The sequence below is a fragment of the Brevundimonas sp. genome (genome assembly GCF_013912065.1).
In the GTDB taxonomy this organism is placed as follows: domain Bacteria; phylum Pseudomonadota; class Alphaproteobacteria; order Caulobacterales; family Caulobacteraceae; genus Brevundimonas.
Map to the genome: position 1 here is coordinate 53,356 of NZ_JACESA010000009.1, position 25,112 is coordinate 78,467.

Sequence of the window (25,112 nt, forward strand, 5' to 3'; positions counted from 1 at the left end):
GAATGGAACATTAGGTGAACATGGAATCCGCAGGGACCTGTGGACGACCGGCCGGCGCGAGTCAGTTCCCGCTGGTCCAGCCGCCCCCGATGGCCTGGATCAGGGCCACGGCCGTCGTCTGGCGGTCCACCGCACCCTGCAGCAGGGCGCGGCGGGCGCTGAGGGCCGTGGCCTGGGCCGTGACCACGTCGGTATAGGCGACCGTGCCCGCCCGATACTGGTTCAGGATCATGGCCTCGGTCTGGTCGGCGGCGCGCGAGGCGGTCTCCAGCTGGACGTACTGGCGGCGCAGGACGTCGCCGGCGGTCAGCTGATCCTCGACGTCCTGGAAGGCCGTCAGCACCGTCTGGCGATAGGCGGCGACCGAGGCGTCATAGGCGGCGCGGGCCTGGTCCACCGCCGCGCCGCGCGCACCGGCGTCGAACAGGGTCTGGGCCAGGCTGGCGCCCAGCGACCAGACATTGGCGGAGCTGGCGAACAGGTCGCCCAGGCTGGAGGCGTTCTGGCTGGACGAGCCGGTCAGGGACACGGTGGGGAAGAAGGCCGCCTGCCGCACCCCGATCTGGGCGTTGGCTGCGGCGACGGCGCGCTCGGCCGAGGCGATGTCGGGTCGGCGCTCCAGCAGGGTCGAAGGCAGGCCGACCGGCACGTCCGGCACGGTCGGGGTCCAGTCGGCGGCGGCCAGGGTGAAGCTGCTGGCCGGCTCGCCCACCAGGACGGCGATGGCGTTTTCGTAGGTCGTGCGGGTCCGCTCCAGCCCGATCCGCTCCGACCGCGCATTGGCCAGGGTCGTTTCGGCCTGGAGCACGTCGGTGCGCGGGGCGATGCCGGCTTCGTAGCGGTTGCGGGTGATCTCCAGCGCGCGTTCGTAACCGGCCAGGGTCTGGTCCAGCAGGGCGGTTTCGGCGTCGGCCTCGCGCAGGTTCAGATAGTTGGCGGCCAGCTCGCCCTGGATCGACAGATGGGCGCTGGCCAGATCGGCCGCGCCGGCCTGGGCCGAGGCGTCGTTCGCCTCGACCGAGCGGCGGATACGGCCCCAGAAGTCCGGCTCCCAGGTCGCGCCTATGCCGACCTGATAGGCGTCGCTGTCGGCGGTCGATCCCCCGCCCGAGGTCGCGCCCGATCCGTCCAGGCTGACCGACGGAAACAGGCCGGCGCGGGTCTCGCGCGTGGCGGCGCGGGCCTGACGATAGGCGGCCTCGGCGGCGGCTATGGTCTGGTTGGCGGTCTCGGCGCGGGCGGCCAGGGCGTTCAGCGTCTCGTCGCCGAACAGGGTCCACCAGTCGCCACGATCCAGGGCGTCGGATGGCTGGGCCGCGCGCCATCCGTCGGGCGCATCGACCGGCGCCTTGAAGGCGGTCACGGCCGGGGTGGTCGGGACCCCATAGTCGGGTCCGACGGCGCAGGCTGAAGCCATCAGCAAACTGGTCAGCAGCAGGGGGGCGAACGGTCTCATGCGGGGGAAGACTCCGTTTCGATGCCGCGGGCCAGGGCGCGCTCGTCGCCCGTCTTCTTGCGCAGCTTGTCGAGATAGACATAGACCACCGGGGTGGTGATCAGGGTCATGATCTGGCTGGCGATCAGCCCGCCGATGATGGTGATTCCCAACGGCTGGCGCAGTTCGGCGCCCTCGCCGAACCCGATGGCCAGGGGCAGGACCCCCAGGCCGGCGGCCAGGGTGGTCATCAGTATGGGCCGGAACCGCAGCAGCGAGGCCTCGCGCACCGCCTCGACCGCCGTCAGCCCGCGCGAGCGCTGGGCGTCCAGGGCGAAGTCGATGATCAGGATGGCGTTCTTCTTGACGATGCCCAGCAGCAGGAAGACCCCGATCAGGGCGATGATGGTGAACTCCATCCCGAACAGCATCAGGGCCAGCACCGCCCCCACCCCCGCCGCCGGCAGGGTCGACAGGACGGTGATCGGGTGGATGGTGCTCTCGTACAGGATGCCCAGCACCAGATAGATGGCCACCAGGGCCGCCAGGATCAGCAACGGCTGCTCCTGGTTCTGTTGCTGGGCCTGGGCCGCCTGGCCGGCGAAACTGCCGCGCACGCTGATCGGCATGCCGATCTGTTCCCCCGCCTCGGTCACCGCCGCCTGGCCCTGGGACAGGGAGACCCCGTCGGCCAGATTGAACGACACCGTCGTCGCCAACTCGCCGTTCTGGTGGTTGACCGAGGTCGCGGTCGGCGCCTGGCGCACGTCGGCGACCACCGACAGGGGGGTCATCGGCGTGGCCGTGGTCGCCAGGGCCGATCCTGTCGAAGGATCGTTCAGGGCCGGATTGGTGACGCTGGTCTGGGTCGTGTCGGTCGATGACGAGGTGGGCACCTGGACGTCGGCCAGGGCCTCCGGCCCCTGGGCGAACTGGGGCATCCATTCCATGATGACCGAATACTGGTTGATGTCCTCGTAGATGGTCGCCACCTGGCGCTGGCCGAAGGCGTTGTAGAGGCTGTTATCGATGGCGCGGGGCGTCACGCCCAGGCGGGCGGCCACGTCGCGGTCGATGGTCAGATAGGTCTCGACCCCGTTCTGGGCCAGGTCGCTGTCGACGTCGATCAGCTCGGGCCGGGTCTTCATCTCGGTCTCCAGCTTCTGGGCCCATTCGCGCAGATCGTCGCTGGAATCGCTGATCAGCGTGTACTGATAGGTCGAGTTCGAGGATCGTCCGCCCATGCGCAGATCCTGGACGGGGTTGAGGAAGATGCTGATCCCCTCGACCTTCTCCAGTTGCGGCCGCAGCCGGGCGATGACGGCGGCGCTCTTCTCGCCTCTGCGCTCGGCCAGCGGCTTCAGATTGACGAACATGAAGGCGCCGCCCGACCGCGCGCCGCCGGTGAAGCCGACGACCGTATCGACCGACGGATCGGCGTCGATGATGGCGACCACCTTCCTCAGCTTGGCGGACATGGACTGGAAGGACACGCTCTCATCCGCCCGCACGCCGGCCATCAGCTGACCATTGTCCTGCTGGGGGAAATAGCCCTTGGGCACGACGACATAGAGGTAGGCGGTCAGGCCGATCACCGCCGCCAGCGACAGCATGACGATCGGCTTGGACTGCAGCGCCCAGTCCAGGCACCAGGAATAGCCGTTCTGGATTTTCGTGAAGCCGGCTTCCAGCAACCGCCCGACCGGCCCCTCGCGGCGGCCTTCCTCGCGCGGCTTCAGCAGATAGGCGCACATCATCGGCGTCAGGGTCAGGGAGATGACCAGCGAGATCATCACCGCCGCCGACAGGGTCACGGCGAACTCGCGGAACAGCCGCCCGCTCTGGCCGCCCATGAACAGCAGGGGAATGAAGACCGCCACCAGCGAGACGCTGATCGACAGGACGGTGAACCCGACCTCGCGCGCGCCCAGCAGGGCGGCCTTGAACCGCTCCATCCCCGCCTCGATGTGGCGCTGGGTGTTCTCCAGCACGACGATGGCGTCATCGACGACGAAGCCGGTCGCCACGGTGATGGCCATCAGGCTGAGGTTGTTCAGCGAGAAGCCCATCAGATACATGACGCCGAACGTCCCCAGCAGGGACACCACCGTCGCCACCGTCGGGATGAAGGTCGCCCGCGCACTGCGCAGGAAGACCGAGACCACCAGCACCACCAGGATCAGCGACACCACTAGCGTGATCTCGATCTCGTGCAGCGAGGCGCGGATGGATTTGGTGCGATCCGACGCGACCTGGATGCTGATGTCGCCGGGCAGCTGGGCCTGGATTTCGGGCACCGCGGCGCGGACGGCGTCCACCGTGTTGATGATGTTGGCGCCCGGCTCGGTCGTGATCAGGACGATGATGGCCGGCTTGCCGTTGAACAAGCCCAGGGTGCGGGTGTCGGACACGCTGTCGGTGACCTCGGCGACGTCGGACAGGCGGACGCCGGCGTTGTCGCGCCAGGCCACGATGAGGCTGGCGTAGTCGGCGGCCGTCTTGCCCGCCGCGTCGGTATAGATCTGGAACCGCCGCCCCTCGCCTTCCACCGTTCCCTTGGGCCGGTCGGCGTTTGCGGCCTCGATCGAGGCGCGCACGTCTTCCAGGCTGATGCCGTAGTTGTTCAGCTGGAACGGATTGACCCGCACCCGCACCGCCGGCAGCGAGCCGCCGCCGATCTCGACCTCGCCCACCCCGTCCACCTGGGCCACGCGCTGGGTGACGACGTTTGAGACGGCGTCGTAGATCTCGCCCGGCGTCTTGGTGTCCGAGGTCAGGGCCATGATGATGACCGGGGCGCTGGACGGATTGACCTTGGAATAGGTCGGATTGCTGCGCAGCGTCGCCGGCAGGTCGGCGCGGGCGGCGTTGATGGCGGCCTGGACCTCGCGCGCGGCGCCGTCGATGTCGCGGTTCAGGTTGAACTGCAGATTGATCCGGGTGGAGCCAGTCGAACTTTGCGACGTCATCTCGTTGACGTCCGAGATCACCCCCAGCCGGCGTTCCAGCGGCGTGGCGACGCTGGAGGCCATGGTCTCGGGACTGGCGCCCGACAGGCTGGCCTGGACCGATATGGTCGGGAAATCGACCTGCGGCAGGGGCGAGATCGGCAGGACGAAGAAGGCGCCGATCCCGGCCAGAGCGATGCCCAGGCTGAGCAGAACCGTCGCGATCGGCCGGCGGATGAAGGGTTCCGACAGGTTCAACGGACCGGCTCCGGCTCGATGTCCGCCGCCGGACCGTCCGCCTCATTCGCGCCCGCCGCGCCGGTCCTGCGCCTGGCGGGGGCCAGCCGGTCGAAGGCCAGATAGATGACCGGGGTGGTGAAGACCGTCAGCAACTGGCTGACCAGCAGGCCGCCGAAGATGGCGATGCCCAGCGGTCGGCGCAGTTCCGCGCCCTCGCCCATGCCCAGCATCAGGGGCACGGCCGACAGCAGGGCCGCCATGGTCGTCATCAGGATCGGCCGGAACCGCAGCACCGCCGCCTGGAAGATGGCGTCGTGCGCCGACTTGCCCTCGCTGCGTTCGGCGTCGATGGCGAAGTCGATCATCATGATCGCGTTCTTCTTCACGATCCCGATCAGCAGGATCAGGCCGATGATGCCGATTACGCCCAGGTCGTTGCCGGTGATCAACAGGGCGAACAGGGCGCCGACGCCCGCCGACGGCAGGGTCGACAGAATGGTCAGCGGGTGGACATAGCTTTCGTACAGCACCCCCAGGACGATGTAGACGCAGACCACCGCCGCCAGGATCAGCCACATCTGATTGGACAGCGAGCCCTCGAAAGATCCGGCCGCCCCCTGGAAGGAGGTCGTCACGCTGGCGGGAACCTCCGCAGTCTTCAGGGCGGCGCGGACCTGGCTGACGGCGGCGCCCAGCGACACGCCCGGCGCGGCGTCGAAACCGATGGTCGCGGCCGGGAACTGGGCCACCCGCGTGACCTGGGTCGGGGCGTCCTTCTCGGTGATCGAGGCGAAGGCGCTCAGCGGCGTCGCCCCGCCCGAGGCCTGGAGGTTCAGTTGCCCGAGGGATTGGGGCGTGGTCAGCATGCCGGGCGCCGCCTCCAGGATGACGCGGTACTGGTTGGTCTCGGTGAAGATGGTCGAGACGATCCGCTGGCCGAAGGCGCTGTAGAGGGCCTCGTCCACCTGGGACGCCGTGATCGACAGGCGGGCGGCGGTGTCGCGATCGATCGAGATCTGGGCCGCGGGGGTCGTCGCCTCGGAGGCGCTGTAGATGTTCCTCAGCTTGGGCTGTTCGGCCATGGCCTTAGCGATCTTGTCGGCCCAGTCGTTAACCGTCGGGGTGTCGGCGCCCTCGACCGACAGCCGGTACTGGGTCGCGCCCGTCTCGGTGTCGATCGTCAGGTCCTGGGTCGGCTGGACAAACAGACGCAGGCCCGCGATCGCGCCGACCTCGGTCTTCAGCCGTTCCATGACCTTCTGCTGCGAGCCGTGATCCGACTTCAGATTGATGGTCATCTGGCCGACGTTCAGAGCCGAGGTGCTCGACCCGTCGACCCCGACGGTGGAGCTGAGGGAGTCGACGGCGGGATCGGCCAGTATGACCTTGGCCGCCTGCTGCTGCAGTTCGCTCATCCGGTCGAAGGAGACCGAACTGGTCGCCTCGACGCGCGCCAGCAGCTGGCCGGTGTCCTGGGTCGGGAACAGCCCCTTGGGGATGACGACGTACAACAGCCCGGTCAGGATCATGGTGCCAACGGCGACCAGAAGCGTCGCCTTCTGACGCGCCAGCACCCAGACCAGGGCCTTCTCGTACCAGGCCTCGACCTTTTCGAAAGCCCGCTGCGCATATCTGCCGACGCCCTTCACCTCGGCTTCGGGATGGGACTTCAGCCAGCGTGCCGACAGCATGGGCGTCAGGGTCAGGGAGACCACGGCCGAGATCAGGATGGTGATGGCCAGGGTGACGGCGAACTCGCGGAACAGCCGCCCGACCACGTCGCCCATGAACAGCAGCGGGATCAGCACGGCGACCAGCGAGATGGTCAGGGAGATGATGGTGAAGCCGATCTCGCGCGCGCCCTTCAGCGCCGCCTGCAGCGGCTTTTCGCCCTTCTCGAGATGGCGCGAGATGTTCTCGATCATGACGATGGCGTCGTCGACGACGAAGCCGGTCGCGATGGTCAGGGCCATCAGGCTGAGATTGTTCAGGCTGTAGCCGAGCAGATACATGGCCCCGCACGCCCCGATCAGCGAGATCGGCACCGCCAGGCTGGCGATAAGGGTGGCCCGCAGGCTGTGGACGAACAGGAAGATCACCAGAACCACGCCGACGATGGCCAGCAGAAGCTCGATCTCGACGTGATGGACCGACGAGCGGATGCCGGTCGTACGGTCGGTCAGGACCGTCATCTCCAGCGAGGCCGGCAGTTGCGCCTGAAGTTCGGGCAGGCGGGCCTTGATGGCGTCGACGGTGGAGATGACATTGGCGCCGGGTTGGCGCTGGACGCTCAACAGGATGGCGGGCTTTTCGTTGGCCCAGGCGGCGAGGCGGGAGTTCTCGGCGCCGTTCACGACCGTGGCGACGTCCTTCAGCCGCACCGGCGCGCCGTCGCGATAGTCGACGATCAGGTTCTGATAGTCCTCGACCGTCAGCAGCTGGTCGTTGGCGTTGATGGTGTAGGACTGCGTCGGCCCGTCGAAACTGCCCTTGGCGCTGTTGGCGTTGGAGGCCGCGATGGCGGTTCGCATGTCCTCCAGGGTGACGCCGTAGGAGGCCAGGCGCTGGACGTCGGCCTGGATGCGGATGGCGGGCTTCTGCCCCCCGCTGAGCGACACCAGGCCCACGCCGGACGTCTGGCTGATCTTCTGGGCCAGCCGCGTATTGACCAGGTTCTGCACCTCGGTCAGCGGCAGGCTGTCGGAGGTGACGGCGATGGTCAGGACCGGCGCATCGGCCGGGTTGATCTTGGCATAGACGGGCGGCGACGGCAGGTCGGCCGGCAGCAGGGCGTCGGCCGCATTGATCGCCGCCTGGACCTCCTGCTCGGCTACGTCCAGCGTTTCGGACAGGCCGAACTGCAGGGTGATGACCGAGGCGCCGGCCGAGCTGATCGAGCTCATCCGCTCCAGCCCGGCCATTTCGCCGAGTTGCTGTTCCAGCGGCGCGGTGACGGTCTGGCTCATCACCTCCGGGCTGGCGCCCGGGTACAGGGTCTGGACCTGAATGGTCGGGTAGTCGACCTCGGGCAGGGCCGAGAGCGGCAGCAGGCGGAAGCCGACCAGGCCCGCCAGCACGATGGCCAGCATGAACAGCGAGGTGGCGACCGGCCGCTGGATGAACGGGCGGGAGGGATTCATCCGATCAGCGTCCCTGGCCCTGACCCTGGCCCTGACCCTGGGCTTGACCCTGGGCTTGACCCTGGGCTTGACCCTGGGCCTGGGCCTGAGGCCGCGCCTGACCGGCCACGCTGACCTTGCCGCCTTCGGTCAGGCGATCGCCGCCCTCGGTGATGACTTTCTCGCCCGCCTTCAGGCCCGAGGCGATCACGACGGTCGTGGTGGTGGAGACCCCGGTCACGACCTTCCGCTGCGACACCGTATTGTCGGCGCCCACGACCCAGACAAAGGAGGACGTCTCGTTCTGGCGCACCGCCGTGGACGGTACGGTGACCGCATCCTGCAAGGTGTCCAGGGTCATGCGGATATTGACGAACTGGCTGGGGAACAGGGCGCCGGAGACATTGGGAAACCGCGCCTTGCCGCGCACCGTCCCGGTCGTCGTGCTGACCAGATTGTCCAGGGTGGAGAAGACGCCGGCGTCCAGCGTCTGCTCGCGTGTCGTGTCCAGCGCCAGGACCGGCAGGCGGGCGCCGGAATAGGCGCGCTGCTGGATGGCGCCGATCTGGGCTTGGGGCACGCTGAACTCGACGTCGATGGGGGTCAGGGTGGTGATGACGGCCAGACCCGAGTCGTCGCCTGCCCCGATATAGTTGCCGGCGTCCACGACGCGCAGGCCGATACGCCCGCTGGAGGGCGCGACGATGCGGGCGAAACCGAGGTCGAGCTGCGCCGTTTCGACGGCCCCGCGATTGGCGGTGACGGCCCCTTCCAGCTGTTGGACCAGGGCGCGTTGGGTGTCGACCTCCTGGGTGGCGATCGAATCCTGCTGCAGCAGGGTTTCGTAGCGGGCCAGGGTGACGCGCGCCGCCGTCAACTGGGCCTGGTCCTGCTGAAGCTGCCCCTGGGCCTGGGTCAGGGCGGCCTGGAAGGGTCGCGGATCGATCTGGGCCAGCACCTGACCCTTGCGGACCATCTGCCCCTCGGTGAAATAGATGTCGGCGATGACGCCCGAGACCTGGGGTCGCACCGTGACCGTCCCCGCCGGAACGACCGTGCCGATCGCGTCCAGGATCACGGGGACGTCCGCGGTCGCCGCCGTGGCCACGCCGACCGTACTGGCCGCCGTACGTGGCCCGCCTGGACCGCCAGGGCCGCCAGGGCCGCCGCCGCCTTCCGCTCCCGGCGTGCTCTCCGTGCCGAGCGAACGCGCCACGACCAGGGCGAGGGCCGCCACGACCAGGGCGGCGACGATCCCGCCGATGATCTTCTGGCGGCGGGAAAGCTGACGCATCCGCGTGTGCGTCGGGCGGGGCTCTGGAGTCATGATCGGGGGCTCTGGGTCTGTATCGATCCGTCGAAGGAAGCTCTGCCTAGCGGCCATTTCAGGTTCCGCCTTGTCTCAGTGTGTCGAGCGGCGGAAAACATGTGTCGCAACGTGTCAGACAGCGACCAGAGAAGAAGCGAAACCGAATGAGGCGAGCCCCTCCCCGCCCGGCGGCGCATATTGGGCCGATGGAGACACCGTCCCGCATCCTGCTGGTCGACGACGACCGCGACATCCGCACCCTGCTGGGCGAACAGCTGACGGCCGCCGGGTTTCAGGTGGAGACCGCCGGCGACGGCGCGCGCATGCGCGAGGTCATGGCCGCCTGGACGCCGGACCTGGTGCTGCTGGACCTGAACCTGCCGCGCGAGGACGGGCTGAAGCTTTGCCGGGACATCCGGGCGACGTCGACGACTCCGATCATCATGCTGACCGCGCGCGGCGAGCCGGTCGACCGCATCCTGGGTCTGGAGATGGGCGCCGATGACTATCTGACCAAGCCGTTCGAGCCGCGCGAACTGATCGCACGCATCCGCAACGTCCTGCGTCGCACCCAGGCCCTGCCCGCCAATCTGGCGCCCCTGGAGGCGCGGCGCGCCCTGATCAACGACTGGACCCTGGATATCGAGCAGCGCCTGCTGAACGATCCCGGCGGCCGGGTCGTCATGCTGTCCGGCGCCGAATTCCGCCTGCTGCGGGTGCTGATCGACTACGCCAACCGGGTGCTCAGCCGCGAACAGCTGATCAATCTCGGCGCTGTGCGCCAGGAAGACGCCCTGGATCGCGCCGTGGACATCCAGGTCAGCCGGCTGCGTCAGAAGTTCGGCGACGATGGCGCCGTCCTGATCCGCACCATCCGCAACGAGGGCTATGTCCTGGCCGCGACGGTGACCCTGGCATGAACCCCGTTCGCGCCTTCATCGGCTCCCTGACCGGACGCATCTTCTTTCTGTTGCTGATCGGAACCGGCGCGGCGGCGGTCCTGTCCCTCAGTATCGCCGATCTTCGCCAGCGCGCGGACATCGACGCCTTTCAGCAGGAACGCACCGCCGACCGCATCCAGGCCTATGTCAACCTGCGCCAGAGGATCGGCGATGCGGAGGCGCACGCCCTGGCCGCGCGTGGCGCCACCAGCGTGCGCCCGGCGCCCGAGAACGCCGTCGTCTCCACCCCGGATCGCCTGCTGAACCGGGTGCTGGGGGACGGTCGACTGGGCGCGGTCCAGGCGTTTGCGTCCCGCACCTCGCCCGAGACCTGCGTGCGTCCTGAACCCGGCTGGCCTGATCGGGACCGACAGGCCAGGGCCGCCGTCGTCAATCAGGCCGCGTCCCTGGGGCTGGGCCCGCCGTCCTGCTGGATCGTGGAACTGCGCGAGGGGGACGCAAGCGAACGTATCGCCGTCTGGGCGCCGCCTCAGGCTGTCCGCCCTCGTTTGCTCGATCCCGGTTTCCTCCTGGCGCTGGCTCTGGCCGCAGCCCTGCTGTCCCTCGTGGTCGCCCGCACCGCGACCCGTCCGGTCCGCCATATGGCGGCCGGCGCCCTGGCCCTGGGCGAGTCTCTCGACGTGCCCCCGATGCCGGAGGCCGGTCCTGTCGAAGTGCGCCGCGCGGCCCAGGCCATGAACAGCCTGCAGAGCCGGCTGAAGGCGTCGATCGCCGCCAAGAGCCAGATTCTCGCCGCTGTGACCCACGACATCCAGACGCCGATGACTCGAATGCGGCTGAGGCTCGAGAAGGTCGCCGATCCGGAGCTTCGCGAGAGACTGCTGGGCGACCTCGCGGCCATGCAGGATCTGGCCCGCGAAGGGCTGGAGATCGCCCGCGACACGCCCAGCGCCGAACCTCTGGCCGTGCTGGCGCTCGATTCCCTGATGAAGTCCCTCGCTGACGACGAGCGCGACGCCGGCCACGACGTCGTCTTCGTCCAGGGCTGCGACTGCGACGTCGAGGTTCGACCGCAAGGCCTGAGGCGCTGCGTCGCCAACCTGATCGACAACGCCATCCGCTATGCCGGCGGCGCACGGATCAGCACGCTTCAGCGGGGCGAGCGCATCCTGATCCTGATCGACGACGACGGGCCGGGGATTCCGGAAGCCGATCTGCCCGCCGTCATGGAGCCCTTCGTCCGACTGGAGACCTCGCGCTCGCGCGACACCGGCGGCTCCGGCCTGGGGCTGGCCATAGCGGCGCGGCTGGCGCGGGACATGAACGCCGAACTGACCCTCGCCAATCGCGTGGAAGGCGGTCTGCGCGCGACCCTGTCGTTGCCGCGGGCCCGCCCCCGACCCTGACGAAGATGCAAGCCCGTTTCGCCTCACGACGGCGCCGCTTCATTTCAGCATCGTATCAAACCCGCCCTAGCGGGGACGCAAGTCGTTGCTCTCCTGTCATGGTCAGAATGCTCCCTTTCGGGGAGGCGACGATGGGGACGACCTTGAATATCACGGGATTGGAGGCGATCCGCCGGCGCGAGAGGATGCGCGCATGATCGGCGGATTCCGTCTTCCTGCCATGCCGATCACCGGCCATGTGATGATTCTGGTGATCGGGGTTCTGATCGTCGCCCAGGGCGCGACCCTGATCCTCACCCTCGCCTTCCCGCCTCAGCCGCCGCCCCAACACAGCCTGGAGGACATCGCCAGAGCGATGCGCGGTCAGAAGGTCGAGGCGGAAGGATCCCGCCCTCTGATACGCAAGGTTCTGGACAGCGCGCCGCGCCCGCAAGGACCGGGCTGGCTGAGCGCCGAGGGTCCGCGCGACCGGCTGGCCACGATGTTGAACGCGGACCCGTCCGACGTCGTCCTGATGTTCTATGTCCCGCTTCCGGCCGGAGCCCAGCCGATGACGCGACCGTCGCCCCCCCAGACGTCCCAGCAGCAGACGCCCCAGGATCGTCGTGTCTCCGAGCCCCCGCCCCCTGCCCCGCCGCCGGAGCTTGAGCCGCCTGGCGAAGCGGAGCCGGTGGTGGTGGCTGCGGCCTTCGTCGGTCAGGAGGCGCCCAACCCGCTGCTGATCCGGGCGCGCTATTCGCCCGCCGATCAGCCCGCCTTCCTCGGCGATCGCTCGTTTCCAGGCCCTCCGGCCGGCGGCCTCTCGTCAAACGTCTTCAGTCCTTCCCGTAACAGCGCCTGGTCCCGACAGGCCCCGCGCCAGAGCGCCGAACGGCCGGTGAGCGTCGCACAACAGGGGCGGCCGTGGGCGAACGGCGGCCGCGATTTCGTCCGCACCCCAAACCGGTCGACCTCGCCCAGCTTCAGTCCGCCCACGACCGGAGCCCATTCGACAGGACGATCGTTAGGCGCGGCCTGGTCGCGTCCCGCCGGTCAGTCGTCGGGCGACGACGCCTCGCCCAGGCTAGGCGGCGCCGGGTTCGGTCGAGCATTGGCGGCCGCCCTGGTGGAACGGCGTCGCAAGGCCGCGACGTCGTCCGGCGTCATGATCGGGACTTCGGTCTCGACCACGATCTCGCTCGCTTCCGCCGCACCGATCCCCAAGTCCTCGGTCGTGGCCTCCCCTCCGTCGGTCGCCGCCGACTTGAGGACGCCCCCGGCCGCAACGCCGCCCGCGCCGGTCACGCCCGTCGACGTCTCCTCGGCCAACCTTGCGGTCGATGCGCCGACGACGACGGCGGTCCAGACGGCCTCCGAACCGAGGCCCGAACCCGCGGATGTCGTCCTGACGCCGGCCGAGACGCCGCCGCCTGTTCGCCGCGGTCTCTTCGCGCCCGCCCCGGCCGGTTATATCGAGGGCGACTTCATCGCCGCCCAGCGGGTCGGCGACCGGTGGATCGTGGTCGAGCCCCGGCCGGAAGGCTTTCCATCCGCCTGGCAGAGCCGCGTGATGTTGTGGTTCCTGCTGTCCTTCGCCCTGGTCGCTCCGTTCGGCTGGCTGTTCGCCCGGCGCATCACCGCGCCCCTGCGCAGCTTCGCCGACGCGGCCGAACGCCTGGGCCGCGATCCGTCCGCGCCCGCCACTGTTCAGGGCGGATCCGCCGAGATCAGCCGCGCCGCCGTCGCCTTCAACCTGATGCAGGGGCGGCTGAAACGGTATGTGGATGACCGGACGGCCATGATCGGCGCCATTTCCCATGACCTGCGCACGCCGCTGACCCGGATGCGGTTCCGGCTGGAGGCCGCGCCCGACAAGCTGAAGCCGGGCTTCGAGACCGACATCGACCAGATGGAGGCGATGATCAGCTCGGTCCTGACCTTCATGCGCGATCAGGCCGAGGGCGGCGCACGCCAGCGGCTGGACCTGCGCGCCCTGCTGAAGGCCGCTGTGGACGACGCCGTCGCCGGCGGGGCGAACGTGGCCATAGAACCGGGCGAGGCGGTCGAGGTCGAGGCGGACGCCGTGGCCCTGAACCGGGTTTTCGCCAATCTGCTGGACAATGCGGTCAAATACGGCGGTCGGGCCGTCGTGCGCCTGGGCCAGGACGGCGGCGACGTGGTCGCCGCCGTGCGGGACTTTGGGCCGGGCCTTCCGGACAGCGAACTGGAGCGGGTGTTCAAACCCTTCTACCGCGCCCCTCACGCGGTTTCGAGCGACGCGCCCGGCATGGGGTTGGGCCTCGCCAACAGCCGTTCCATCGTCCTGGCCCACGGCGGCACGATCCGGCTGAAGTCACAGGACGGCTTGACCGCCGAAGTCCGGCTGCCGCTGGCGGTCTGACCCCGCTCGAAACCTAGACCGCCTCGGCCTCGACCAAGGGCAGGCACAGGGTGGCGATCAGCCCGCCTTCGGGCGCATTGCTCAGCGTCAGATCGCCGCCGTGGGCGCGCACGGCGTGACGAGCGATGGACAGGCCCAGGCCCGCGCCCCCCGTCTTGCGGCTTCGGGACGCTTCCAGGCGGAAGAAGGGATCGAACACCCGCTCCAGCTGGTCATCCGGAATGCCGGGTCCGCGATCCTGAATCCGGGCCACGGCGCGCCCGGCCTCGGCTCCGACCCGCACCGTCACCGCGCCGGCATGTCCGATTGCGTTGTCCATCAGGTTGGAAAGTCCGCGCCTCAGCACGCCCGGATCCCCGCGCACCTCCAGTCCCGGCTCGGCGATGACCGTGATCTCGGCGCCGGTGTCGGCGTAACGGTCGGCCATGTCCTGGACCAGATCGCCGAAATCCAGCGTCTCGGCGTGACCGACGTCGAACTGGCCTTTGACGAACTGCATCGCCTGGGCGATCAGCGCGTCCATCTCTTCGATGTCCCGGATCGCCTGACTCTGGTGCTCGGGCGGCATCGTCTCGATACGGAACCGCAGCCGCGTCAGGGGCGTGCGCAGGTCATGCGCGATCGCCGCCACCGTGTGGGTGCGGCGTTCGATATGTTCGCGCAGCTTGGCCTGCATGTCGTTGAAGGCGGCGATCGCCAGACGCACCTCATTGGGACCGGTCGGCGTCAGCGGCGCCGCGTCCGGGTCCGCGCCCAGCCGGTCGGCGGCATGGGCGAACCGTCCGATCGGACGGGCCAGCCTCTGCGCCATCCACCAGATCAGCGGCGACAGCAGCACCAGGCTGAGCAGCATGCTCAACAACAGCGCGACCTGCCAGGGCGCCAGCAATCCTCGCGGAGGGGCGATCGTCGACCACCGCCCGTCGTCCGTTCGCGCTGTCGCCAGAAAGGGGGGAAAGGCGATCTGGTCCGACACGACGCCGATCCGAAGCCCGCCCAGCCATTGGTCCCGCCCAGACGCACGACCCGGCCCGGGCGGTTCGCGGCGCTCCTCGCCTCGAGGGGGCCGGGGTCCCCAGGGGCGGCCTGCCCGATCCATTCGGACATGAACCGTCGAAACCTCCTGTCCCAACTCGTCCGCCAGGGACCGCGCCAGTGCGTCGGCGAGCGGATCCCGCTCTTGTTCGAACGGCGCGTCCGAGCCCAGACGCCGCCGCAACGGCCGACCGTCGACGGTCTTGGCCGGTTGTCCGCGAAGGGCGGCCGACGCCGACGCCAGAGTATAGCCGGCGGGCCTGGGCGCCGGCGCCAGAACGACGATGGCCAGCGTCACCAGTTGGGTGGCGATGACCGCCATCACGGCGATAAGGGCCACCTGCAACAGGACGGTGGGCGGCCGAATGCTCTTCATCAGTTTAGTGTTCGTTTTCGACCACGGCGTCGAAAAGATAGCCCTCGCCCCGCACGGTGACGATCAATTCCTTGCTGTCTTCCTCGTTCAGCTTGCGACGCAGGCGGCTGATCTGCACGTCCATGGCGCGTTCGTTGACGTCGCGACCGGCCGCGCGCGCATGTTCCAGCAGATGTTCGCGGCGCACGATGCGGCCGGCGTTCTCGACCAGCATCTCCAGCATGACGAACTCGCTGCGCGATAGCGAGACTTCCTGGCCGTTCGGCGTGGTGATCTCGCGACGCACCCGGTCCAGACGCCAGCCCATGAAGGTCACGACGGTGCCCGACATGACCGACTGGGCCGTGTCCTGGCGACGCAGCACGGCGCGGACGCGCGCCAGAAGTTCACGGGGATTGCAGGGCTTGCCGATATAGTCGGCGGCGCCGAGTTCCAGACCGACGATACGATCCGTCTCCTCGCTCATCGCGCTCAGCATCAGGATCGGGGCGCCCTTGCCCGACATGCGCCGACAGACGGACAGGCCGTCCTCGCCCGGCATCATCATGTCCAGCACGATCAGATCGACCGGCGTGCTGGCCAGGACGTCGTCCATCTCGCTGGCCGACCCGGCCTGATAGGCGATGAACCCATGCTGCGAGAGATAGTCGCCCAGGACGTCGCGAATGCCCGCGTCGTCGTCCACGACAAGTATCCGGGAGGCGGTGCTTTCCAACATCAATGACCCTCGTTTGAACAGGCGTTTGTTTCAAACCAGAAACAAAACCGCCTCACAAACCTATTTATAGCGGTCACTGGGAGCGATTTTATGTTCCGAAACCTGTCAATTGGACACTTTCGTGCAGCTGAGGACATGGAAGGGCGGCGGATCGATCCGCCGCCCTTCCCGGTTCAGAAGGACTTGCTGAGGTTGATGAAGGCCGTTCGGCCGACATAGTCGTAACCGGAATACAGCGGCACATTCCCCACCATATTGACCACGCCGGCCGACACTTCGTCGCCCGTCTTGTTGGTCAGGTTGCGAACCCCCACCGTCACGGCCCAGTCGTCGGCCTCGTAGCGGACGGACATGTTCTGGGTCAGATACGCGCCGACTTCCGCGTCATATCCCAGGCTGGCCAAAGTATATCCGTAGTATTTCCGGTAGTAGGCGTCGTAGCCCATGCCGTCGATCCACTCGAGGCCATAGTGGAGACGCCACTGGTTCCATGCATAGGAGAATTCGGCGGTAGCTGTGAACTCGGGCGTGCCGATCGTACCGACTTCGTCATAGACGGGATCGTCGGCGAACAGCGTGCTGTGGCGCTCCGTCATCTGCGTCACGGTCAGATTGGCGAGCGCCGTGCCCACGCCCACCGGCTTGCGATAGCGCACAGTATAATCGATGCCCTTGACCACGTCGGTAGCGACATTGACGTAGCTGTCATAGACCGTCAGCCCGTTCGACGCGGCGTTGCGATCGATCAGCGAGCAGTAGCCGTTGCCCGCGGCGAAGTCGGCGCTGGCGGAGGCGTAGCAGAGGCTCAGGATGCTGCTGGCGCCGATCCGATCGACGCCGTTGTCGACCTCGATCTCGTAATAGTCGACGGCGAAAGCCAGTTCGCCCCAGTTGTCCGGCAGCTTGGGCTGCAGGATCAGCCCGACGGTCAGGTTGGTCGAGGTTTCCGCCTCGAGCCCGTTATCCGCGCCGCCCGAGGTCACGACCTTCACGCTGGACGTCTGCTGGAAGGTTCCGGCCAAGCCTTCGCTGGCGCAGTTGGCCGCAATCCGGGCGTCCGTGCCCTCGTCGCCGTAGCTGTTGCACGGGTCATAGGACGAACTCAGATAACCCGATGTCGCGCCGACGAACTGTTCGAACAGGGCGGGCGCCCGATAGGAGGTGCCGTAACTGCCGCGGAAGGTCAGGAAATCGACCGGCTGATAGACCAGACCGACCTTGTAGGTCGTGTCGTCGCCGTAGGAGGCGTAGTCGGTGTAGCGGCCCGAAGCGCTGAGGGTCAGATTTTGAGCGAAACGCAGGTTCCGCAGCAGGGGAACCTCGACTTCGCCGAACACTTCCCAGACCGAGTCGTCGCCCCGCGTGATCGCGGCCGTCGAATAATTGTAGATGTTCGACGTCTGCATATCGATGCCGGGAATGTCCTCGATCGACATCTCGCGGTACTCGGCGCCCAGGAAGACGGCGACTTCGCCGGCCGGGAGGGTGAACAGCGGGCCGTCGATGCTGGCCGACAGGACAGCCTCGTCATAGAAGGTGCGGCCAGTCACGTCGGTCATCACATAACCCAGCCAGTCGGCGGGCAGTTCACCGGCGAGGGTCTTGCTGTTCAGGGCCGGAGCGGCGACGCAGCCTTCGGCGCCGCTGGCGCAGGAGAAGGAGCCGTCGCTGTTGGCCACCACGTCCAGGCTGTTCTGCAGCCGGTCGATCAGGAACTGTTCGCTGGTGTAGACCGAGTCCGACTTGGTGTAGCTGGCGGACAGATCATACCGCCAGCCTTGAAGCGGCGTGAAGTCGCCCCGGATCCCGCCGACGGTCTTGGTGAAGTCCACCTGCTGGGTGGACGTGGTGTTGCCATAGCCGATGAAGGCGCGGACGCCCACCGCCTGACCGAGGTTAAGGCCGAGGTCGGAGGCGCTGAAGACGCTGGTCGACAGGTTATCCGGTATCAGGGGACTGCCGACCGCATAATCCAGCACCAGTTGGCGATAGCCCGTCTGCGACGACTTGCGCTGATTATAGAGGAATTCGCCGTAGACCTCGGCGTTGCCGAGCGCATGCAGGTCATAGGAGCCCTGCAGATAGACGGTCGCCACCTCGACGGGGGAGATCAGCGACTCGTTGAGCATGTCGGCGTCATAGGTGTCGCGCACGCTGGTGTTGGTGCCCGTGCCCCCGACACCCTCGAAACCGACCAGACCCGTCGTCACGGCCGAATTCGGCCGCCAACGATTGAATCGGGTCGCGGTGGTCCCATCCGCAGCCTCGCCCGTCATATAGGAGGTGCCGATGGTGTTGATGGTCACGCCGCCCGCGTTCAGCGACCAGCATTTCGATTTGCCGGTCAGCGGGTCGATATAGTCGGACCCGTCCAGATAATTGTCGGTCGGGCAGCGGGTGAAGTCGCGATCGCCCAGGGTCAGTTCGTCGCGCTGGTAATATTCAGCCGAGCCCGACAGGCTCCAGCGGTCGCCGTGGGTTCCGCCCACGATCGAATAGCGTTTCTGCTGACCAGCGCCGTCGGCGTCCATCGGCGCGTTGAACTGGCCCTCGACGGTGACGCCGTCGACGTCGTTGCGGGTCACGATATTGACCACCCCGGCGACGGCGTCCGAGCCGTAAAGCGAAGACGCGCCGTCCTTCAGCACTTCGATACGCTCGATCATGGCCGACGGCAGGACGTTCAGGTCGGCCGAACCGACCGAACCCCGCGAACCCGCCGGTGCGACGCGACGCCCGTTCAACAGGACCAGTGTGCGGGTGGCTCCCAGGCCGCGCAGCGACAGGGTGTTGGCGCCGGGACCGCCGTTGGTGACATAGCCGCCGTAGGCGTTGTTGATCTGGGAGGTACCCTGGGTGATGGCTGTGCTCTGCAGCACCTCGGTCGTCGAGGCGAAGCCGGCCAGGGTGGCGTCCTCGCGGGTCACCACCTGAACCGGCGAGGCCGAGTTGTAGTTGTCGCGCCGCAGCCGCGAACCGACGACCACGACCTCTTCGACCGCCGCCGCGTCGGCGGCGGCGTCATCGGCGGAAGCGCCCGCGCTCGACTGCGTCTGCGCCCAGGTCGGCGCGGACAGGAAAGTCAGACCCACGACGACTGTGGTGCCCAACAGATGCTTTTTGAAATCGATCATGCTCTCGATCGGCCCCTCAAATAATATTAGTCGGCCCGCAAATGGATCGACGGCGTATTGAGGCGCAAAACCGGCTTATGTGGAGCGGAATAGCAAATTGAAAACAATTCTTGGACAATGATGCGACTTCACGGTGACGGTTTTCATCACAACTGAACATAAAGACATACAATATTGCCTCTTTGTTTCCAGTCGGACGCACGGATTAAATCTGAATGTCTGATTGATTTCCATTCTGACACCTCAATAACTACAATGCCCGTTAGACCGCACACCAACCGTGGCCTATCGCAGATAGTCCGACAGCTTGATCGAAATCAGGATGTTCAAAGTCGAGTACGAGGTTTGCAGAAGCGTCTCGTACTGGGTCGCGAGGATCGCCGCCTCGGCGAGGTCGGTCTCCTTCAGCGTGCTGACGACCGTGGTCAGGGTGTCGCTGCGGGCCGTGGCCTGTTCGGAGATCCGCTCCAGTCGCGACGCGGTCGAGGACAGGGAGGCGCGCAGGACGCCGATGCCGGACGCCGCCGTCTGAACGGCGTCGAGGGCGTCGGCGCTGGACATCGTCCCGGCCTCCAGTCCCTTCAGGGCGTCGATCAACCCGCTGAGCGCCGGATCGGCTGCGGTCACCGACAGAGCCAGGACCTGGCCGTCCGCAGTCGTATAGGCGCGGGCCGAGCCGCCGCCGTTGTAATAGGCGTCCGCGTCCGCCGCGTCCCAGGCGTCCAGATCGACCGCCTGGGCGTCAAGGGCGTCGCCGGCGAACAGGGCCTGATCGCCATAGGTGCTGTTCAGCAGGCTCTCGAGATCGTCCAGCCAGCCGCTGGCGAGCGAGGCCAGGGTGGCGCTGTCTTCGCCATAGGTGGCGAGCGACGACAGGATGGTTTCGGTCAGGTCCGAGATCGAGCCCAGCGCCGAATAGGCCTGTTCGACCACATTGAGCGCGCTGGCGGCGCTGGCGGCTTCGGCGTCGGCGGCGGCGATCTGGCCCTCGTGCCGGGTGATGGCGCTGGTCGCCGAACCATAGCCTCCGAAGGTGTCGCTCTTCAGGCCGGACGCGGTTTGCGCCTGAACGTCGGCGAGGCGCGCCTGGCTGGCCAGGCTGCGGTCCAGCACATAGAGGGTCTGACTGAAGGTGGACACGCGCCCGATCATCAGGACACCATGCTGATCAGGGCGTCGTACATGGCCTGGATGGCGGCCATCAGCTGGGCCGATATTTCGTACTGCTGCTGATACAGGCTGACTAGGGCGGTCTGCTCGTCCAGGTTCACGCCGGTGGCGTTGCTCAGGCTGTTGGCGTAGCCGTCGCGCAGGGCCGTGGCGCTGGCCGCCGTGCTGGCGGCCGTCGATATGGTCGTCGCGGCCCCCGACAGCACATCCGTCGCATAGTCCATCAGGCTGCGGCTCCGCGCCGACAGATTTCCGGACTCGGCGAAGGACCGATCCTCGGTCAGGGCCGTCATGAGCGCCACCGCGCCGCCGGCGCCGCCCGAGGCCACGGCGGTCTGGCCGACGGCCGCCGACGTGTCCAGACTGGACGCCGCCAGAAGACCTGGGTTCGTCGTCAGGGCGGCGACGACCCGGATGGTCGAGGCGTCGTCGCCGGAAAAGACGTCGTTGAATCCCATCCAGTCGGTCAGGGTTTCCCCGTCTGCGGTCAAGGCGACGGACGAATCCAGGGTCACTCCGCCCGAACTGCTGGAAATCGTCAGCTTGCCGTCCACGATACTGGCCGTGACGCCGCTGACGCCGTTCAGGGCGTCCATCAGTTCCCCGACCGTGGTCACCGTCGACAGGTCGATCTGGTCGACGGCCGTGGCGACGCCGGCCGTGGTCGATTGCACGACGCCCAGGCTTCCCGTCAGCGACAGGGGCGTGGCCGCCGTCACGGCGGCGGTCGAGGTCAGGGTTCCGGGCGGGGACGCCGCGCCCGTGGACGCCGCCGTATTGACTGCGGAGATCAAGGTCGCCGCCAGACTGTCCAGCGCCGCCTGTTCGGCGGGCAGGGCCTCGTCGCGCAGGTCAATCAGGGCGCCAAGCTCTCCACCGGTCAGGCTGGAGGTCACGTCCCGCCCGTTGACGCTGACGCCGGACAGACTGGTGGGATAGGCGGAGTCGGACGACACGGCGCCCGAGGCGGTGAAGGACAGGGTGCTGACGGTCGTCCCGACCAGCATCTGTCCGCCAGCGTAGATGTTCAGCCGTCCCGACGCATCGGTATAGCTGGTGACGCCGACCAGACCCGACAGAGTCTGCAGGGCCGTGTCGCGCGCATCCGCCAACGTGGTCTGGTCGCCCTGCCCCGCCACGATCTGGTCGTTCAGGGAATCGATCTCGAGCAGAAGCGCATTGATCTCATCGACCGTGGTGGCGATGGCGGCGTCGGCGTCGGACCGAAGATCCTGAATTCCGGACGACAGGGTGCGCAGCCCGTCGGCCAGTTCGCTCGCCGCGCTGACCACCGCCGCCGCGTCGGTGTCGCCCGTGCCCGCCGCCAGAGTGGTCAGACTGGTCGCCAGCGCCGACGTCAGGCTGGCGATGTCGCCGCTGCTTGAGGTGTCGCCGAGCAGGGTGTCGTAACGCGACATATAGCTGTCGATGGTCTCGGCGTAGCCGGCCGAGGCGCTGCTGGAGATCAGCGACTTCTGAAGATAGGTGTCGGTGACGCGCGACAGTTCGCCGGTGCTGAGCGCCAGGGTCGCCGTCTGGGATGTCGCCGAATAGGTCTTGGTCGTGTAGCCGTCGGTGCTGGCGTTGGCGACATTGGTCGTGCTCAGCGCCACCTGATACTGGGACGTCGTCAGTGCGGCGGACGCATTGGCGAGGGCCCCGGACAGGCTCATTTCCGCCTCCGCGCGCCCAACCGTCCTCCGGCCGCATAGGCGCCCGCCGCGCCGGCGCCGCGGTTCAGCCGCACGATCTCGGCCGAGGTTTCGCTCATCCCGGCGCGCAGAGTGTCGGCCCGGCGCTTCAAGGCGGCCTCGAGCAACCGAATATCGCTGATCAAGGTCGCTCTATCCGACCAGGGCAGGGCGGCCAGGCGTTCGGCCAGATCGTGGGCGATGGCCGCCGCCTGTTCGTAGCTTTCGACGATGGGACGGTCGAAGCCGGTGCGCCGCGAGCGGCCGGCCCGGTCGAGGATGCGGCCGATCTCGTCCATCAGCGCACCACGGAGATCAGGGTGTCGAACATGTCCTTGACGCTGCTGACGACCTGGGACGCGGCCGAATAGGCCTGTTGCGCCACGATCATCTTGTTGAACTCGGTCGCGGTGTCGGTCGTCGAACCTTCCAGGGCGCTGGCCACGATGCTTCCCGAGGCGCCGACGCCCGACAGGTTTATCGTCGCCGATCCGCTGAGGTTGGTCGCCTTGAAGGTCGTGCCCGAGATCTGCGTCAGACCTTCGGAGTTGGCGAAGGTGGCGACCGGGACCTGATAGATGACCTTCGTCAGCCCGTTGCTGAAGGTCGCCTCAACCTGGCCGCCGTCATTGATGGCGACGCTGGTCAGGGAACCGGCGACGATGCCGTCGTCGGTGATGCTGGAAATCGTGATGCCGGGCTCGTTGGCGCCGGAATCATACTGGGTGAGACCCGACGACTTGCCGATGTCGCCCAGATCCATGTCCACGGCAGCCGCCGCCGCGCCGTTGGTGAAGGTGAAGCCCACTTCCGTCGGATCGGGGCTGATGCTGGCCGGCAGACCCGAGGAATCGAAGGTGATGGTGATGGTCGTGCCGTCGGCCGTGCCGGTCGTTTCGCCAGTCGCGGCCGAATAGGGATCCCCCGTCGACAGGGTCCAGGTGTTGGCGTCGGTCTTGGTCCAGGTCTGATCGACGATATGGGTCGCGCCAAGACTGTCGACGATTGAGGCCGTCGAGGTGAAGACGTCGCCCACCTCGGCGTCGGCGGGCAGGTTGGCGGCGACGCTGACCGTGGTGGTGGCTTCCGCCGGGCTGGTCAGGTTGGAGAGGTTGATGGTCTCCAGACCCGAGACCCCGCCGCCGATGACATTGCCGTCCTCATCGGTGGGATAGCCCTGAAGGTAATAGCCCTCCGAGTTGACCAGATAACCCGAGGCGTCCGTCGAGAAGCTGCCGTTGCGGGTATAGGCGAGGTCCGAAGCCTGGCCCGTGGTGCTGTCGGCGACGATGAAATAGCCGGAGCCGTTGATCGCCAGATTGGTGCTGGTCGCGCTGGTGGAGATGGTGCCCTGAACCGACATGGCGCGGCTGAGAGAGGTCGTCACACCGCCGGCGGCGGCGCTGGACTTCATGCTGGCGCTGACCAGGGCCTCGAACGAGGTCTCCTTGGTCTTGTAGCCGGTGGTGGAGGAGTTGGCGATGTTCTCGGAGATCGCCGACAGGGCGGCGCTCTGGGCCGTCAGGCCGGAAACGGCCGAGGAAAGGGAGGCGGACAGGCTCATGGGATATTCCTCAGGCCTGGCCGTAGAAGGCGAGGACGGCGGATGGATCGATGACCGCGTCGCCCGCCCGATAGGACGTGACGCCGTCGGCGAGGAGGACGGCGTCCAGGGTGGCGAAGGCGGTGACGGCGTTGGACGCGGACGTGTCGTCGGCGTTGGTGGAGACCGAGGTCAGGGTCAGGATGTCGCCCTCGGCGACGCCGCTCAGGTCGGACAGACTCAGGGACAGGCCGTGCTCGCCGTCGCCGGTCTCGCCGCTTCCGCTCCAGACGACGTCGCCGTCCTGATTGGTGACCACCAGGGCGGTCGAGGCGGCCTCGCCGTCCAGGGTGTAGGTCCAGCTGGCCGCGCCGTCCTGAACCGGGGCCATGGCGCTGTCGTACTCGACCTTCTGGCCGACATAGCCGGCGCTCTGGGTCGTCAGGATGGAGGTGAGAGAGGACGACAGGCTTTCCAGCGTCTCGTTGGTGGAGGTCTGCTGGCCCAGCTGGGCGTAACCGACGAGCTGGTTGGTGAACTCGGTGACGTCAGTCGGTTCGAGCGGGTTCTGGTTCTGCAGCTGGGTGACCAGGATCTGCAGGAAGTCGTCCATGTCGATGGACAGAGCGGACGACGACGACGAGGTGGTCGCCGCCGCCGTTGAGGTCGTCACATTAACCGTGGTCATGGGTCTTCGCCGAAGCCGGTGGATGTCACGGCTTCAACGGGACGAGGCGCGCCGATGGGGCGCACAAAATATCAGCGCCCCATTTGGCGGGGTCGCTCCGTTTCTCTGCTGAAGGTCGGGGTCAGAAAGCGCCCTGGCCTTCCCGTCCGGCGTTCGCCTGACGGTGTTCAGTCTGGAGAGAATGAGGAAAGAATGCCCAGTATCTCAACCAATACCGCCGCCAACACCGCCCTGCGTTATCTGAACGCCAACTCCGAAGCCCAGTCCGCCTCCCTGGCGAAACTGTCCAGCGGACAACGCATCCAGAGCGCCAAGGACGATGCGGCCGGCCTCGCCACCTCGACCAATATCGCCGCTGACGTGGTGGTGCTGGAACAGGCCGCCATCAACGCCCAGCAGGGATCCGCCGTGCTTCAGACGGCCGACGGCGCCCTGTCGCAGATCAGCGACATCCTGCAACGCATGAAGTCGCTGACGGCCCAGTCCCAGTCGGGCTCGGTCGACGACGCCGGGCGGGCGAACATCGACGCGGAATATCAGCAACTGATCGAGGAAATCGACGACATCGCGTCGTCGACCAACTTCAACGGTTCGGCTCTGCTCGATGGCGCAGGCGACTTCTCGACCGGCGTCTCATTCCTCCTGGGGACCAGCAGCAGCGATACGCTGACGATCACCATCGACGGAGCGACGGCGACGGACCTGGCTGTCGATACGACCGACGTCACCTCCTCGGCCAATGCCGCCACGGCGATGGACGCGGTCGATGCGGCGATCAACACCATCTCGACGGCTCGGGCGAATGTGGGCGCAAGCCTGTCGCGCTTCGAGTATCGGGCGAGCGTCATCGACACTTCGCTCGAGAACCTTGAGGCCGCCAAATCGGCCATCTCGGACGTCGATCTGGCTGCTGAACAGACCAACTACACGAACCTGTCGACCCTGACGCAGGCCGCCATCGCGGCTCTGGGCCAGGCGAACAGCATGTCGTCGTCGTTGCTCAAGCTGCTGCAGTGAC

Annotated in this window: 16 protein-coding genes; 4 read left to right on the forward strand and 12 right to left on the reverse strand. The window is 67.4% G+C overall.

Annotated features, from left to right (window positions below; genetic code table 11):
• Nucleotides 1–61 precede the first annotated feature (61 nt).
• The 4 genes from H2037_RS09580 to H2037_RS09595 are packed head-to-tail and all read right to left on the reverse strand — an operon-like array spanning nt 62 to nt 9,036.
• A complete protein-coding gene (locus H2037_RS09580) occupies nt 62–1,456 on the reverse strand; it encodes an efflux transporter outer membrane subunit (protein WP_292120841.1) in 1,395 nt (464 codons plus the stop codon).
• Nucleotides 1,453–4,641 (reverse strand): efflux RND transporter permease subunit, encoded by a 3,189-nt coding sequence (locus H2037_RS09585; RefSeq protein WP_292120844.1) that lies wholly within the window; start codon nt 4,639–4,641, stop codon nt 1,453–1,455. The genes H2037_RS09580 and H2037_RS09585 overlap by 4 nt, the downstream gene beginning before the upstream one ends.
• Nucleotides 4,638–7,763: an efflux RND transporter permease subunit gene (locus H2037_RS09590; RefSeq protein WP_292120846.1), complete on the reverse strand. Its 3,126-nt coding sequence runs from the start codon at nt 7,761–7,763 to the stop codon at nt 4,638–4,640. Before H2037_RS09590 ends, H2037_RS09585 begins: the two co-directional genes overlap by 4 nt.
• 4 nt (nt 7,764–7,767) lie before the next feature.
• Nucleotides 7,768–9,036 carry an efflux RND transporter periplasmic adaptor subunit gene (locus H2037_RS09595; RefSeq protein WP_292120849.1) on the reverse strand — a complete coding sequence of 423 codons (1,269 nt, stop codon included), beginning with the start codon at nt 9,034–9,036 and terminating at the stop codon, nt 7,768–7,770.
• A 221-nt stretch (nt 9,037–9,257) separates the two neighbouring features.
• On the opposite strand from H2037_RS09595, the gene H2037_RS09600 reads away from it, so the two are divergent.
• From H2037_RS09600 to H2037_RS09610, 3 genes are all read left to right on the forward strand, one after another.
• Complete coding sequence (locus H2037_RS09600; protein ID WP_292120852.1) at nt 9,258–9,971, forward strand: response regulator transcription factor; 714 nt, start codon at nt 9,258–9,260, stop codon at nt 9,969–9,971.
• Nucleotides 9,968–11,359, forward strand: a complete 1,392-nt coding sequence (locus H2037_RS09605; RefSeq protein WP_292120856.1) for an ATP-binding protein — start codon at nt 9,968–9,970, stop codon at nt 11,357–11,359. Before H2037_RS09600 ends, H2037_RS09605 begins: the two co-directional genes overlap by 4 nt.
• 193 nt (nt 11,360–11,552) lie before the next feature.
• Nucleotides 11,553–13,739 (forward strand): HAMP domain-containing sensor histidine kinase, encoded by a 2,187-nt coding sequence (locus tag H2037_RS09610; protein WP_292120860.1) that lies wholly within the window; start codon nt 11,553–11,555, stop codon nt 13,737–13,739.
• A gap of 13 nt (nt 13,740–13,752) precedes the next feature.
• Here H2037_RS09610 and H2037_RS09615 read toward each other — a convergent pair whose 3' ends face one another.
• The 8 genes from H2037_RS09615 to H2037_RS09650 form a co-directional block, all read right to left on the reverse strand.
• The gene (locus tag H2037_RS09615) at nt 13,753–15,150 is read right to left on the reverse strand and encodes an ATP-binding protein (RefSeq protein ID WP_292120863.1); all 1,398 of its coding nucleotides are present in this window, start codon (nt 15,148–15,150) and stop codon (nt 13,753–13,755) included.
• Between the two features lie 4 nt (nt 15,151–15,154).
• Nucleotides 15,155–15,868, reverse strand: a complete 714-nt coding sequence (locus H2037_RS09620) for a response regulator transcription factor (RefSeq protein WP_292120866.1) — start codon at nt 15,866–15,868, stop codon at nt 15,155–15,157.
• Between the two features lie 173 nt (nt 15,869–16,041).
• Nucleotides 16,042–19,002, reverse strand: coding sequence for a TonB-dependent receptor (locus H2037_RS09625; protein ID WP_292120869.1), 2,961 nt, complete (start codon nt 19,000–19,002; stop codon nt 16,042–16,044).
• A 285-nt stretch (nt 19,003–19,287) separates the two neighbouring features.
• Nucleotides 19,288–20,142: a flagellin gene (locus H2037_RS09630; protein WP_292120871.1), complete on the reverse strand. Its 855-nt coding sequence runs from the start codon at nt 20,140–20,142 to the stop codon at nt 19,288–19,290.
• A gap of 11 nt (nt 20,143–20,153) precedes the next feature.
• Nucleotides 20,154–21,845: a flagellar hook-associated protein FlgK gene (gene flgK / locus H2037_RS09635; RefSeq protein WP_292120874.1), complete on the reverse strand. Its 1,692-nt coding sequence runs from the start codon at nt 21,843–21,845 to the stop codon at nt 20,154–20,156.
• Nucleotides 21,842–22,162: a hypothetical protein gene (locus H2037_RS09640; RefSeq protein ID WP_292120877.1), complete on the reverse strand. Its 321-nt coding sequence runs from the start codon at nt 22,160–22,162 to the stop codon at nt 21,842–21,844. The genes flgK and H2037_RS09640 overlap by 4 nt, the downstream gene beginning before the upstream one ends.
• Complete coding sequence (gene flgE, locus H2037_RS09645) at nt 22,162–23,427, reverse strand: flagellar hook protein FlgE (protein WP_292120880.1); 1,266 nt, start codon at nt 23,425–23,427, stop codon at nt 22,162–22,164. The genes H2037_RS09640 and flgE overlap by 1 nt, the downstream gene beginning before the upstream one ends.
• A 10-nt stretch (nt 23,428–23,437) precedes the next feature.
• A complete protein-coding gene (locus tag H2037_RS09650; protein WP_292120883.1) occupies nt 23,438–24,094 on the reverse strand; it encodes a flagellar hook capping FlgD N-terminal domain-containing protein in 657 nt (218 codons plus the stop codon).
• A gap of 192 nt (nt 24,095–24,286) precedes the next feature.
• Here H2037_RS09650 and H2037_RS09655 point away from each other — a divergent pair, with 192 nt between their 5' ends.
• The gene (locus tag H2037_RS09655; RefSeq protein ID WP_292120886.1) at nt 24,287–25,111 is read left to right on the forward strand and encodes a flagellin; all 825 of its coding nucleotides are present in this window, start codon (nt 24,287–24,289) and stop codon (nt 25,109–25,111) included.
• Nucleotide 25,112 lies beyond the last annotated feature (1 nt).